12 protein-coding genes and 1 pseudogene are annotated in these 12741 nt (G+C 64.9%); 10 read left to right on the top strand and 3 right to left on the bottom strand.

Annotated elements, in window-relative coordinates; all coding sequences use genetic code 11:
* The first annotated feature begins 132 nt into the window (after positions 1 to 132).
* The 3 genes and pseudogenes from HMPREF1224_RS45395 to HMPREF1224_RS27195 all read left to right on the top strand — a co-directional run bounded on the left by HMPREF1224_RS45395 (position 133) and on the right by HMPREF1224_RS27195 (position 1537).
* Positions 133 to 588, top strand: a complete 456-nt coding sequence (locus HMPREF1224_RS45395) for a DUF6911 family protein (protein WP_123823010.1) — start codon at positions 133 to 135, stop codon at positions 586 to 588.
* A gap of 177 nt (positions 589 to 765) precedes the next feature.
* Positions 766 to 962 (top strand): annotated as a pseudogene (locus tag HMPREF1224_RS44435) (transposase); the annotation flags it as partial.
* 179 nt (positions 963 to 1141) lie between these two features.
* Positions 1142 to 1537: a hypothetical protein gene (locus HMPREF1224_RS27195; protein WP_003083536.1), complete on the top strand. Its 396-nt coding sequence runs from the start codon at positions 1142 to 1144 to the stop codon at positions 1535 to 1537.
* 264 nt (positions 1538 to 1801) lie between these two features.
* On the opposite strand, the gene HMPREF1224_RS27190 is transcribed toward HMPREF1224_RS27195, so the two are convergent.
* Complete coding sequence (locus tag HMPREF1224_RS27190) at positions 1802 to 3211, bottom strand: MgtC/SapB family protein (RefSeq protein WP_003118557.1); 1410 nt, start codon at positions 3209 to 3211, stop codon at positions 1802 to 1804.
* Between the two features lie 163 nt (positions 3212 to 3374).
* On the opposite strand from HMPREF1224_RS27190, the gene exoT reads away from it, so the two are divergent.
* The 4 genes from exoT (at position 3375) to HMPREF1224_RS27170 (ending at position 6976) form a co-directional block, all read left to right on the top strand.
* Complete coding sequence (gene exoT / locus HMPREF1224_RS27185) at positions 3375 to 4748, top strand: T3SS effector bifunctional cytotoxin exoenzyme T (protein ID WP_010793599.1); 1374 nt, start codon at positions 3375 to 3377, stop codon at positions 4746 to 4748.
* 495 nt (positions 4749 to 5243) lie between these two features.
* A complete protein-coding gene (locus HMPREF1224_RS27180) occupies positions 5244 to 5930 on the top strand; it encodes a CsgG/HfaB family protein (protein WP_010793598.1) in 687 nt (228 codons plus the stop codon).
* 30 nt (positions 5931 to 5960) lie between these two features.
* The gene (locus HMPREF1224_RS27175; protein WP_003083569.1) at positions 5961 to 6314 is read left to right on the top strand and encodes a DUF4810 domain-containing protein; all 354 of its coding nucleotides are present in this window, start codon (positions 5961 to 5963) and stop codon (positions 6312 to 6314) included.
* Complete coding sequence (locus HMPREF1224_RS27170) at positions 6311 to 6976, top strand: DUF799 domain-containing protein (RefSeq protein WP_003083573.1); 666 nt, start codon at positions 6311 to 6313, stop codon at positions 6974 to 6976. The genes HMPREF1224_RS27175 and HMPREF1224_RS27170 overlap by 4 nt, the downstream gene beginning before the upstream one ends.
* Before the next feature lie 14 nt (positions 6977 to 6990).
* On the opposite strand, the gene HMPREF1224_RS27165 is transcribed toward HMPREF1224_RS27170, so the two are convergent.
* Positions 6991 to 7374: a helix-turn-helix domain-containing protein gene (locus HMPREF1224_RS27165; RefSeq protein ID WP_003118492.1), complete on the bottom strand. Its 384-nt coding sequence runs from the start codon at positions 7372 to 7374 to the stop codon at positions 6991 to 6993.
* A gap of 281 nt (positions 7375 to 7655) precedes the next feature.
* Entirely contained in the window at positions 7656 to 9317 is a 1662-nt protein-coding gene (locus HMPREF1224_RS27160; RefSeq protein WP_010793597.1) for a hypothetical protein, read from the bottom strand.
* Between the two features lie 609 nt (positions 9318 to 9926).
* Between HMPREF1224_RS27160 and HMPREF1224_RS27155 the strand changes: the two genes are divergently transcribed.
* The 3 genes from HMPREF1224_RS27155 to asnB all read left to right on the top strand — a co-directional run bounded on the left by HMPREF1224_RS27155 (position 9927) and on the right by asnB (position 12723).
* Positions 9927 to 10067, top strand: a complete 141-nt coding sequence (locus tag HMPREF1224_RS27155) for a PA0050 family protein (RefSeq protein ID WP_003083582.1) — start codon at positions 9927 to 9929, stop codon at positions 10065 to 10067.
* A gap of 61 nt (positions 10068 to 10128) precedes the next feature.
* Complete coding sequence (locus HMPREF1224_RS45650) at positions 10129 to 10266, top strand: PA0050 family protein (protein WP_003083584.1); 138 nt, start codon at positions 10129 to 10131, stop codon at positions 10264 to 10266.
* A 624-nt stretch (positions 10267 to 10890) separates the two neighbouring features.
* Positions 10891 to 12723, top strand: a complete 1833-nt coding sequence (gene asnB, locus HMPREF1224_RS27150) for an asparagine synthase (glutamine-hydrolyzing) (RefSeq protein WP_010793596.1) — start codon at positions 10891 to 10893, stop codon at positions 12721 to 12723.
* The last annotated feature ends 18 nt before the right edge of the window (positions 12724 to 12741 follow it).

The raw sequence follows: 12741 nt of genomic DNA, 5'->3' as shown, positions 1-12741 counted from the left end.
GGGCGCATGGTTTAGCGAATTATTTGCTTTGAGCGTTTCAGAGTGGGCGCCGTCGCTGAAATTAGAGTAGTAAAAATAAATCTGTCCCCTTTTTTTCTTTACTTTGGCTCGCGGAATAGAAGGGTGGAAATAATGTTTGATCTTGAAGATGAGAAACCTATCTGTCTAGAGCTTTGCTATTTGGATAGGTCAAATTCTCCCCCTGCGGTAATTGTCGAAAATCCTGTTTGGGAGAGTATTTCTGAAGGTATTAGAAAAGTATACAAATTTGGCGGATTTGTCAGGCTCTCGGTAAATGAGCCCCAGAGTTCCCTGGTTAGAGAACTCTCGATGGACTCTTTGCCAGGAAGGTTCAAATTGGCAGTTCTAACAAGTTCACCTAACCCTAAAGAAGAGTATCTTGAATGGTGGGAGTTTGGGGATTCTCCTTTCAGAGGAGTTGTAAGGTTTGGTGATGATGAATTCGACTCTAGAACTGTGTGTGCAGATATTTCAATAGCTGAAGCGGTCTTTAAAGAGCTTTATGAAACAGGTGGCCTGGATGTAGGTCTGGCTCAAATGCGTTCGCCCTGGAACCCCAGGCCATGACCACAAATAGACCATAAAGGGGGAAGATTTATTTTTGCTACTCTAAAACTAAAAGGCAGGTAGATTCTCCCCGTTCGAGCATAAAGGGGACCAGCATAAAGGGGACTGATTTATTTTCCCTACTCTAATTTTCTAAGCAGGGAGGCTCCAGCGCAGACGCCGTAAGGAGGCTCCCCGATGCCTAGGCAAGGGCAAGTGGTTTTACCGATTATCCGCTTCACATGGTCCAGCGGGGACACAATCGGCAAGTGGTATTCGCCGAGGACGAGGACTACCAACGCTACCTCTCCGATCCTCAAGACCTCGAGGATGCCTTCGATAACAAGCTCCATGCATTTTGCCGAATGGCCACCCATATCCATCTGCTCCTGGCGGCTTGCCGGCCCTCCTTTCTACTGCCCCGTCCCACAGCGCCCCAATGTACTAGTACACCGGAAACCGCCGTCTCCCGTTGAACGGGCGGGCCCCGGCCCCCTACCATTCGCAGCACACCGACCCGCGCAAAGGGAGCGGGATGCCGCGTAGGCAGGCCGCCATGGAAGGAGAAGCAAATATGCCGGTACTGGCTCTAAGACTCACCGCCCTGGCGGCCCTTGCGATCAGCGTGTCGGGGTGCGTCATGGAGGCCTATGGCAGTCGCGCGCGTAGCGATGCGCAATCCTGGATCGGCTTGCCGATCCAGGACGTGATCAAGCGCTTCGGCGAGCCGGAACGCGTGACGGGGGATGCCGCCAGGCAGAAGTACGTGTGGAAGGAGTACGAGAACTATAGCCACGACTACGACTACACCTACTACGAGCAGGGCCATGGCAATACGCCCAACAGCTCGGTCCTGAACCAGAAGACCGGCACGGCCAACCAGAGCGGCTATTACACCTGCATCTACGAGTTCTTTGCCGACGCCTCGGGCAGGGTGGTCGATGCGACCGCGCGGGGTGAGTGCCGCTAGTTCCAGGTGCCCTTCACGCCGCAAAGGGCGATTGGCTCAGCCAGCCACCGCCTTGTCTCCGACCTCGCAGAGACGCCTCAGTCCAGCGCGGAGGCGTCCCCTCCCCTCGCTCCGCCGTGATCGCCAGGCCGCCCAGCCTCACCCGGGTCCTGGTCCGGTCCTCGAAACCCGGCCGTTGCAGCCAGTAGCCGCGCAGGTTGATGCGGGGCGCCAGGCGGTTGCCGTCGCGTTCGTCCAGCGGCGCTCCGGGGTTTCCCCGGCGCCTCACAACAGGATCAGCAGCGCTCCTACCAGCAGCCCCGCCAGGCTGAAGGGCAGCGTTTGCAGGGCCAGCCGCTTGCCGCCCACCAGCACGACCAGGCCGGCCTTGACCAGGCTGTTGCTCAGGGCGGCAAGGGCGATGCCGCGGCTGGCCACGCCTGGATCGAGTTCGCCCTGCGCCGCGCGGGCCAGGGACAGGGTGATCGCGTCGACGTCGGCGAGGCCGGAGAGCAACGCGACCGCATAGATGCCGGCGTCGCCGAACAGCCGCCGGCCGACCTCCACCAACAGCAGGATCGCGCTCAGCAGGGCGGCGAAACGCATGGCCGGGAGCAGTTCGAAGGGGTTGCGCAGGCCTGGCTCGTCGGGCGCCTCCTGGCTGGCGCGGCCGCCGCGCAGGGCGTGGAACAGCGTGCCGCCAAGGTAGACGAGGGTGGTGGCGGCGAATGGCAGGGCCAGTTCCTTCAGCAAGGCCGGGTGGATCGCGCCGATCTCGACGAGGATGCGCGGGAACATCAGCGCCGAGGTCGCCAGCAGGGCGCACGCCAACAGGGCGTCGGGCATGCGCTCGCGCAGGCGCGCCAGGGTCAGGGTCATCACCGTGGAGGACACCAGGCCGCCGAGCACCGCGGTCAGCAACAGGCCCTTGCGCGAGCCGATCAGGCGGATGGCCAGGTAGGCGGAGAAACCGAGGGCGGCGATCAGCACCACCATCCACCAGGTCAGGTAGGGATTGAAGAACGCCCAGGGACCATAGCCCTGGTTGGGCAGCACCGGCAGCAGGACCACGGAAATGAACAGCAGCTTGAGGGTGCCCGATAGCTCCTCGGCGGTCAGGCGCTTCAGCAGGGCGTGGAGCTTGTCCTTGAGGCTCAGCAGCAGGGTCAGCACGATGCCGCCGGCGGCAGCCAGCAGGCGCTGTTCGGTGAGGGCGAGGCTGCCGAGGAGGAAGGTCATCAGCAGGGCGATCTCGGTGGTCATGCCCTGGTCGCCGCCACGCCTGACATCGCTCACGTAGCCGGCCACGGCCAGCGCCGCGAGGGCCAGCAGCAAGGCTACCCAGACTGCGCTGCCCAGTTCGCCAGCGAGCAGGGTGGCGAAGCCGCCGAGCAGGCCGGCCAGGCTGAAGGTGCGGATTCCGGCGATCTGCCGCGCATCTTCGTGGTCGCGCTCCTGCCAGCCGCGCTCGGCGCCGATCAGGAGGCCGATGGCCAGGGCCGTGCACAGGCTCAACAACAGATCCAGGGAAAGCGTCATGCTCGATTCCATTCGCCGGGAGAGAGGATGGCGACGTGCCTGTGCGCACCATAGCAGCAGACGACCCCGAGGCGCCCGCACGGCGGTGCGCCGTCCACCAAGAGCCCGTCGCTGCCGCCGATATCCATCGGGTTCTCCGCCCCGGTGTAGGCGCACGGGAGCTGGCGTAGGGAAAGTCCGCTGTTTTTCGGCCGCTGACGGTTCTCTTTCCGCGTGCTCCGACGGCCGCCAACAGTAAAAAAACCACGGCCAATCCTGATAGGCGGAGGGGCGCCTCGTTCCTAGACTGGCGGGGAAACATCAGGAGACGTCAATCATCATGCATATTCAATCATCTCAGCAGAACCCGTCTTTCGTGGCTGAGTTGAGCCAGGCCGTGGCCGGGCGCCTGGGACAGGTCGAGGCCCGCCAGGTGGCCACTCCCCGGGAGGCGCAACAACTGGCCCAGCGCCAGGAAGCACCGAAGGGCGAGGGCCTGCTCTCCCGCCTGGGGGCCGCCCTCGCGCGTCCCTTCGTGGCGATCATCGAGTGGCTGGGCAAACTGCTGGGGAGCCGTGCCCACGCCTCCACCCAGGCGCCGCTCTCCCGTCAGGACGCGCCGCCTGCCGCCAGTCTCTCGGCCGCCGAGATCAAGCAGATTATGCTGCAAAAGGCACTGCCCCTGACCTTGGGCGGACTTGGCAAGGCGAGCGAGCTGGCGACTTTGACAGCGGAGAGGCTGGTGAAGGATCACACGCGCCTGGCCAGCGGCGACGGCGCCCTGCGCTCGCTGGCCACCGCCCTGGTCGGGATTCGCGATGGCAGCCGGATCGAGGCTTCCCGTACCCAGGCTGCCCGCCTGCTCGAACAGAGCGTTGGGGGGATCGCGCTGCAACAGTGGGGGACCGCGGGCGGTGCCGCCAGCCAGCATGTACTCAGCGCAAGCCCGGAGCAGCTGCGCGAAATCGCCGTCCAACTGCATGCGGCAATGGACAAGGTCGCCCTGTTGCGCCACGCGGTAGAGAGCGAGGTAAAGGGCGAGCCTGTCGACAAGGCGCTGGCGGATGGCCTGGTGGAGCACTTCGGGCTGGAGGCGGAGCAGTACCTAGGCGAACACCCGGACGGGCCGTACAGCGATGCCGAGGTGATGGCGCTCGGTCTTTATACCAACGGCGAGTACCAGCACCTGAATCGTTCCCTGCGTCAGGGGCGAGAGCTGGATGCGGGCCAGGCGTTGATCGACCGGGGCATGTCTGCCGCGTTCGAAAAGAGCGGACCGGCTGAACAGGTCGTGAAGACCTTCCGCGGCACCCAGGGCAGGGATGCCTTCGAGGCGGTGAAAGAGGGCCAGGTCGGCCACGACGCCGGCTATCTCTCCACCTCCCGGGACCCCGGCGTTGCCAGGAGCTTCGCGGGCCAGGGCACGATAACCACCCTGTTCGGCAGATCCGGGATCGATGTCAGCGAGATATCGATCGAGGGCGATGAGCAGGAGATCCTCTACGACAAGGGGACCGACATGCGCGTGCTTCTCAGCGCCAAGGATGGGCAGGGTGTGACCCGTCGGGTGCTCGAAGAGGCCACGCTGGGGGAACGGAGCGGCCACGGCGAGGGACTGCTCGATGCCCTGGACCTGGCAACCGGGACGGATCGTTCAGGCAAGCCCCAGGAACAGGACCTGCGCCTGAGAATGCGCGGCCTCGACCTGGCCTGACCGGTCGACGGCAGAGACGGACACTCCCAAGGGGTGTCCGTTTTCATTTGCGCCGTACAGCGTCGGGCGCAATGGGCGGCAAGGAGGCCTGCCTGGCTGCCACCGGTTGGTGGCGGACACCGGTGCCCGGCGTCCCGCCTCGATCCTGCGAACGAGACGCAGTCAGAATTCTCCGAGTATGCTTCCTGCATAACGAAACGATCGGAATAACTGTGGTAACTTTGCCGCCCACCGAGATGGCCTATTGATGGCTCATACGGTTCGTGCATCGCTTCCCGCACGATTGTTTCGGATTTCCAAGGCCGGCCGGGAGCGCCGGTTGATCGACGCATTCGTATTTCAAGGAAAGAAATCGTGGCCACCCCATTTCGCCCCTCGCCTTGGCGCGCCGCCGTGCCGCCTGGCCTTCCTCGATTTTCACTACGCCCTCTTTTCCGCACACGGGTCGGCTAGAAGCCGCTCCGCGTCGATAGCGTTTTTTTCCAGGAGAACCCCATGAGTCACAGCGCCAAGAAAGCACTACTGCCGCTCCTCGCCGTCGCCACCCTGGCCGGCCTGGCGGGCTGCGCCACCGAGACCTCCACCGCGTTGCCGGTACAGCAGGTCGAGAGCGTCAACCGACCCTACAGCGGCGTGCGTTCGCCGATTGCGGTAGGCAAGTTCGACAACCGCTCCAGCTACATGCGCGGGATCTTTTCCGATGGCGTCGACCGCCTCGGCGGCCAGGCCAAGACCATTCTCATCACCCACCTGCAGCAGACCAATCGCTTCAACGTGCTGGACCGCGACAACATGAGCGAGATCCAGCAGGAAGCGGCGATCAAGGGCAAGGCCCAGCGCCTGAAGGGTGCCGACTACGTGGTGACCGGCGACGTCACCGAGTTCGGCCGCAAGGAAGTCGGCGACCGCCAGCTGTTCGGCATCCTTGGCCGCGGCAAGTCGCAGATCGCCTACGCCAAGGTGGCGCTGAACATCGTCAACATCTCTACCTCGGAGGTCGTCTATTCGACCCAGGGCGCTGGCGAGTACGCCCTGTCCAACCGCGAGGTGATCGGCTTCGGCGGCACCGCCAGCTACGACTCGACCCTCAACGGCAAGGTTCTCGACCTGGCCATGCGCGAGGCGGTGAACAAGTTGGTCAACGCGGTCGATAGCGGGGCCTGGAAGCCACAGAACCAATAATCCACCAGAAACCAGGGAATCACGGCACACATGAGCAAGACGATCACATGGACGGCGGCGCTGCTGGGGAGCATGGCGCTGGCCGGGTGCAGCGGACCGAAGACGCTGTACCAGTGGGAGGGCTACCAGGCCCAGGTCCACGAATACTTCAAGGGTGAATCCAAGGAGGCCCAGGCGCAGGCGCTGGAAGCCGACCTCGAGAAGATCCGGGCGAAGAACGGCGCGGTGCCGCCGGGCTACCACGCCCAGCTGGGGCTGCTCTATTCCAGCATCGGCAAGGACGACCAGATGGTCCGCGAGTTCGAGACCGAGAAGGCGCTGTTTCCCGAGTCGGCGACCTACATGGACTTCCTCCTGAACAACGCCCGTGGAGGTGCCCGTTGAAACTCGCCCGACTGTCCGGCCTGGTGGCCGGTTTCACCCTGCTGGCCCTGCTCGGCGGCTGCGCGCCGACCAAGAGCGTCGACTACTCGGCGTTCAAGCAGGCCAAGCCGCGCTCGATCCTGGTCCTGCCGCCGCTGAACGAGTCGCCCGACGTGAAGGCGACCTACAGCATGCTCTCGCAGGTCACCTTCCCGCTGGCCGAGGCCGGCTACTACGTAGTGCCGGTGGCGCTGGCCGACGAGACCTTCCGCCAGAACGGCCTGACCAGCGCCGGCGACGTGCACCAGGTGTCCCCGGCCAAGCTGCGCGAGATCTATGGCGCCGACGCGGCGCTGTACGTCACGGTGAGCGACTACGGCACGCGCTACATGGTGATCAGCAGCGCGACCATCGTCACCGCCAGCGCCAAGCTGGTCGACCTGCGATCCGGCACCACCCTGTGGACCGGCTCGGCGACCGCCTCCAGCGAGGAAGGCAACGGCGGCAACAACGGCGGCCTGGTGGGCATGCTGATCACCGCGGCGGTCAAGCAGATCATCAACAGTTCGGTGGAGGACGCCGGTTATCCGATCGCCGGGATGACCAGTGCGCGCCTGCTCTCGGCCGGCCAGCCGGGCGGACTGTTGTACGGCCCGCGCTCGCCGAGGTACGGCAGCGACTGAGCCGTGCGCCGGGGCTACGGGGACGTCTCCGTGGCCTCGGTGCAAGCCGCCGGGAGGGGCTTGGCCGCTGCGTTGCGCTTGGCCATGTACTGGCGGATCAGGTCGTCGAGCAACGCCCGGATGGCGCGCCGCTCGTCCAGCCGCAGGCGGCCGATGGCCTCGAACTGCAGGCGCAGGTCTTCCGGTAGTGCCTGCCGCTCGCTGCGCTCGCAGACCAGCCAGTCGAGGGGCACCGCGAAACGTCCGGCGATGGTTTGCAGCACCACCAGCGACGGGTGCCCGCCCTTGGTTTCGAAGTGCCGCAACTGGCTCACGGTGACGCCCAATCGCTCGGCCATCTGCCGTTGGGTCAGGGCGTTCTGCTGGCGTAGGCGTAGGAGATTCTGCGCGAAGCTCATGGAAAACTCTCCAAGTCAGGGGAAATCCTTGCCACCGCCCCGGTGATGCGGGCGATGGCGGTTGTCTCCATCATCGGCGTTCGCACTCTTCGACTCTGCCCTACCGTTCCGGCGCGGGCCTGGGAAAGCTCCGGGTCGTGAGTCCGAGGTTTCCCCGCGTGCCGCCTTTTTCGATTCAGTAGAGGCTGAAGCGACGGGCTACCGTCCCGTTGGCCTGCGTCGGCGGCAGTTTGGCTCCGCGGCGAAGCGATAGGACGCGAGGGCCTTGCGCCTGGCGAGGACTAGTCCGCTTGCGCCCCCTGCGCCAGGGCGTTGCCGACGCCCACCAGCAGCGCCCGGGTCTGCGCCACGATGGCGCTGCGGTAGGCCTCGTAGCGGGCGTCGCTGATGGCGTTGTCGTTGCGCGCGCCGCCGCCGCTCGCCGGTACGCCGGTGTAGTAGTTGTTCATCACCGGGACATGGATGTGCCCGGCGGGAATCTCCAGGCGGAACGCGTCGCGCAGCACCGTGTTGCGGTAGGCGCTCTCGTTGGACAGGTAGTCGCCGCCACCGCCGTTGCGCGCGCAGATCCGTCGGTTCGGCGGGAGCACCAGGGAGGGATCGGGCATGGCGTTCATCACCCCGTTGGTCGGCACGTTTTCGGTGCGCGGGTTGGCGCAATCGGGGAAGAAGTCGTAGTTGGTGTGCCAGGTGACGTCGAAGCCTTCCGCGGCCTGGCTGGTAGCGCCCGGCGGCCGCTCGATGCCGCGCCAGGTATCGGCGGCGAGCAACTGGCGGACCGGCAGCGAGGCCTTGGAGAACTGCGCCGGCAGGTTCTGCCGCCAGCGGCTGGCGCTGTCGTAGCCGAGCCAGCGGCGCGGCGGGTTGATATTGCAGCCGGAGCCCCGCAGGGAAATCGGTGCGGTGCCGGGATTGGTCACGCTGCCCAGGGGAAGCACGTAGTTGGGCAAAGCGCTGTCGGCGGGGCAGTAGACGATGCCGTCGTTGCCGGCGGAGGAGCCGTGGAAGCGGCCGTTCCAGGCCTCCAGCCAGAACTGGTTGGCGCCGCCCTGGCTGATGGTGATGGAGGCGTCGACCCGGCGCGGGCCTGGGCGGAACCAGGGGCCCAGGGTGTCTTCCTGCATGCCGCGGTTGAACGGGTCGTAGCTGACCGGCAACAGGTAGGCCTCGATACGCAGCAGGCTGCCGTCGGCCAGCCTGAACTCGCGGCCGTCCAGCGCAAGGGCGGTGGCGCCCGAGGGGTTGCCGTTGCGCAGGCCGGTGTTCGCCGTCCCGGGAGTGCCCAGGGTGAAGACGTCGAAGCCGCTGATGATCATCCGCCGGTAGCGCGAGCCGTCGGCGGCGTAGCGGCGCGGCAGGTCGATGTCCAGCTGTCCGCGCGAGGCGCGTTCGAAGCGCCATTGCAGCGCCTGGGCCTGGGCCTTGCCGAGGTGGAAGGATGGCGCCCACCGGCGCAGGGTGCGGGTCATGTAGAGGCGCGTCCAGTAGAGCATGCGGTCATCGCTGGCCGGCAGCGCGCCGGCGGGAATGGCGCGGCGACCCTGGGCCCGGTCGACGGCGGCGCGCCACAGCGCGCGGCCCTCTTCGGTGACCAGCTTCAGTGCCTTGGCGTAGCTGGTGACCGGGGTGCGGCCGTCGGCGGCGCACAGGCGCTTGGCGAAGGCCGGTTCGAAGCCGTCGAAGCCGGCGCCCTTGACGATGCGCTCGGCCAGCGGCGTCTGGTCATGGGTGACGACGTTGGCGCCGCTGAACGGCAGCGGCGTGTCGAGCCGGCGCTCCTCGTAGGACAACGCTGCCTCGCGGTTCCAGGAGCAGGCGACGCTGGGCGGCTTGCGGGCGCCGGCGAGGTCGCCGTTGGCGGCCCAGCCGGCGCCGGGCAGCAGGGCTGCCGAGACGGCCAGGGCGAAGAGGGAGTATCGGCTTGCGTGAGGGGCGTAGCGCATCGGGTGGACTCCTGTTCTTGTTCGGTTCATGGGTCGATCGGTGCGGCGGGCGGAGCGCGGGCGAGCGGCGCCCGCCGGCGGCGGGGGCCGGGACCGACGCAAGGTGCGTCGCGGGTTGCTGCGGTGGCGGACGGGAGGGCGGTGCTAGGGGGCGCGTGTCGCCGGTAGACGGAGGCGCGCGGAGGGAGGGTTGCGGGACGACGCGGAGGCGTCTGGGAAAGTCAGGTCCTTTGCCATGGATGCACCGATCGTTGTTCTTGCTGTTGTGGGGCGTCGGTGGGTGCACGGCCGGACTTCGCACCCGTGCGGCATTCTTGGAGGCGCCGGCGCGGTGCGTCCAACGAATTTATGTGGCCGCCGGGGATAGGAAAAGTTGATGGCGAACCGGTGCCGAAGCCCCCTGCCCCGGTACTTTCGCTGGCGCTGCGGCAATCCACCGCACTGGCGCGTTCGCTCGGGCTGGTCTTTGCTCTCCGGGGTCCGGCGGCTCGCCGGCGAGTCTTGCGGTGCGCCGCGAGCGGACGGGCGTTCGGTCCTTCTGCAGGCAAATGCCCTTGTTTTCGGAGAAGGACACGGATCGTTGATCGCTGTTTCGACCAAGGAGGTCAGATGAAAAGGAAGATGCTGGCGGCTTCGCTGCTGCTGTGGATGTTCTCGCTGACGGCGCAGGCGGACTGCGCGGTGCTCGGGCCGGGGGAAGATCCCTGCGCGGGCCCGGTGCTGGGACCGACCGTCTGCGAGTGCCCGTGATGACCGACTGTACCCTCGACCAGGGACAGGGAGCGTTCGATTACCAACCAGGAGGTTGCAAATGAAGAAAGTACTGTTGGCTGTGTTCCTGCTCTGTGGCTTCTCTCTTACCGCCCAGGCCGCGTGCCCGGTTTTCGGCCCGTCCGAGGACCCGTGCAGCGGGCCGGTGTTCGGTCCGTCGACCTGCGAATGCCCTTGAGGTAGGTCGTCTGGCGGGCCCGGTGCAGCGGGCCCGCTTCCGGATGTATCGCTCGCTCGAAGTTGCCTTCTTTAATTCTCCATTCCCCGCGCCGCCCTACTTTTCCCGCTCGTCCATCGTCGCCTCGAACGTTGCCACGAAATCAGCGTCGATGGACAACTCTTATATTCAATAGTTGTACGATCTGAGTTTGTTGTAGTCATTTGCTTAGTTGGCTATTCATATGATTGCCGTAAAGCAATTATAAGTTTAATTGGATTAGCCTTCTAAGTCTTTGGAAAGAGCCGTGAACGACCCTGTAATATCTGGTTGTAGAGCCGCGTAATGATGTTTCAGGATATTTCATTAATTTTGTAGATTATTGTTTTTCCTTTGTTTTTTTAAAAACAGCTACCAGATTTAGATGGATATTAATTAACTCGGCCACGTTTTTTCCTGTTCTATCATTGGCCTTCCTTGGGCGCAGGCCTGCCGAAACTGCTTATCTTCAGGTCCTCGAAAAGTTCATACATCGACCGCCTTGGGCGAAGCATTCGTACGCCGGAAATCGTCCGGCCGCACGGATGTTTTCAGCATGTTCTCTGGATGAGTTTCCCGATAAACATCAATTAGAGGAGTTTCCCTATGTGCGGTCTCGCGGGTTGGGTGGATTACACGCGCAAGCTCGACGACGAATTTCCGGCGATCTTCGCCATGACCGATACGCTCGCCTTGCGCGGGCCGGATGCCGAGGGCATCTGGAAGCACCGCAACGCCCTGCTGGGTCACCGGCGGCTGGCGGTCATCGACCTCAGCGGCGGCGTGCAGCCGATGTCCTATCGCTTTCCCACCGGCCAGGAGGTCACCCTCGTCTACACCGGCGAGGTGTACAACCACGATGCCCTGCGCGAGCGGTTGCGCCGGGCCGGACATGAGTTCCGCACCCGCAGCGATACCGAGGTGGTCCTGCACGCCTATCTGCAATGGGGCGAGCGTTGTTGCGAGTACCTGACCGGGATGTTCGCCTTCGCCGTCTTCGATGGCCGCGACGGCCACCTGCTGCTGGTGCGCGACCGCCTGGGCATCAAGCCGCTGTATTACGCGCGGCACCGCGAGGGACTGCTGTTCGGCTCGGAGATCAAGTCCATCCTGGCGCATCCGGAATTCGCCGCCAGGCTCGACGCGGTCGGCCTGGTCGACCTCCTGACGCTGTCCCGGGGCACTTCGCAGACGCCGTTCCGCGAGGTCCAGGAACTGCTGCCCGGCCACCTGCTGTCCTGGCGTCCCAATTCCCAGGCGAAGTTGCGCCGCTATTGGGAGGTACGCCGCCAGGAGCATGCCGACGACCTGCAGAGCACCGTGCAGCGCACCCGCGAACTGGTCACCCGCGCCCTGGGGGCGCAATTGCACGCCGACGTTCCGGTGTGTTCGCTGCTATCGGGTGGGCTCGATTCGACCGCCCTGACCGGCATCGCCCAGCGCATCGCGAAGGCGGAGCACGGCGGCGACATCAATTCATTCTCGGTGGACTTCGTCGGCCAGGCCGAGCAGTTCCGCAGCGACGACCTGCGTCCCGACCAGGACCAGCCGTTCGCCCTGCTGGCCGCGCAGTACATCGGCAGCCGTCATCGCACCGTGCTCATCGACAATGCCGAACTGGTCTGCGAACGAGCGCGCGAAGAGGTATTCCGGGCCAAGGACGTACCTTTCACCTTCGGCGACATGGATACCTCGCTGCACCTGATGTTCGGCGAGATCCGCCGGCATTCCACGGTGGCCATCTCCGGTGAAGGCGCCGACGAGCTGTTCGGTGGCTACGGCTGGTTCCGCGATCCGCAGGCGGTGGCTGCGGCGCGCTTCCCCTGGGCCTCCAGGGTGCGCCTGCCAGCCGGCTTCATCGACGCCGGTTTCAACCGCCGCTGCGATCTCCTCCAGTACCAGCAGGCCAGCTACGACGATGGGCTGCGCCAGGTCGAACACCTGGTCGGCGACAGCCCGGAGGAGCGGCGGATGCGCGAGTTCAGCCACCTGCATCTGAAGCGCTGGATGGTGCTGCTGCTCGAACGCAAGGATCGCCTGAGCATGTGCAACGGCCTGGAGGTGCGGGTGCCCTACACCGACCATGAGCTGGTGGAGTACGTCTACAACGTGCCCTGGTCGATCAAGAGCCGGGACGGCGAGGAGAAGTGGCTGCTCAAGCGGGCCTGCGCCGACTATGTCCCGGAAGCCGTGCTCAAGCGCCGCAAGAGCCCTTATCCGACTTCTGCCAACCTCGGCTACGAGCGTTTCCTGCGCGGGAGCGTGCGGCGTCTGCTGGAGGACGCGGCGAACCCGGTGTTCGGCATCGTTTCGCGAGAGTTCCTGGCCGCCGAACTGGAGCATCCGGAGGGGTACTTCAACACCCAGGTGAGCCGCCACAACCTGGAGACCGCGCTGGCGCTGGAAGGCTGGCTCAGGTTGTACGGGCTCTCCGCCTGAGCGTGACGCGGGGCGTGG

Source organism: Pseudomonas sp. P179 (genome assembly GCF_000478485.2).
GTDB classification, from domain to species: domain Bacteria; phylum Pseudomonadota; class Gammaproteobacteria; order Pseudomonadales; family Pseudomonadaceae; genus Pseudomonas; species Pseudomonas aeruginosa.
Note: the sequence above shows the minus strand (reverse complement) of the source record. Positions and strands in the feature narration are given on the sequence as shown.

Coding starts and splice junctions, on each gene's coding strand:
- HMPREF1224_RS45650 (WP_003083584.1), top strand. CDS start 10,129: ATGAAGAAAGTACTGTTGGCTGTGTTCCTGCTCTGTGGCTTCTCTCTT.
- HMPREF1224_RS27195 (WP_003083536.1), top strand. CDS start 1,142: ATGCCGGTACTGGCTCTAAGACTCACCGCCCTGGCGGCCCTTGCGATC.
- HMPREF1224_RS27175 (WP_003083569.1), top strand. CDS start 5,961: ATGAGCAAGACGATCACATGGACGGCGGCGCTGCTGGGGAGCATGGCG.
- HMPREF1224_RS27180 (WP_010793598.1), top strand. CDS start 5,244: ATGAGTCACAGCGCCAAGAAAGCACTACTGCCGCTCCTCGCCGTCGCC.
- exoT (WP_010793599.1), top strand. CDS start 3,375: ATGCATATTCAATCATCTCAGCAGAACCCGTCTTTCGTGGCTGAGTTG.
- HMPREF1224_RS27165 (WP_003118492.1), bottom strand. CDS start 7,374: ATGAGCTTCGCGCAGAATCTCCTACGCCTACGCCAGCAGAACGCCCTG.
- HMPREF1224_RS27160 (WP_010793597.1), bottom strand. CDS start 9,317: ATGCGCTACGCCCCTCACGCAAGCCGATACTCCCTCTTCGCCCTGGCC.
- HMPREF1224_RS27155 (WP_003083582.1), top strand. CDS start 9,927: ATGAAAAGGAAGATGCTGGCGGCTTCGCTGCTGCTGTGGATGTTCTCG.
- asnB (WP_010793596.1), top strand. CDS start 10,891: ATGTGCGGTCTCGCGGGTTGGGTGGATTACACGCGCAAGCTCGACGAC.
- HMPREF1224_RS45395 (WP_123823010.1), top strand. CDS start 133: ATGTTTGATCTTGAAGATGAGAAACCTATCTGTCTAGAGCTTTGCTAT.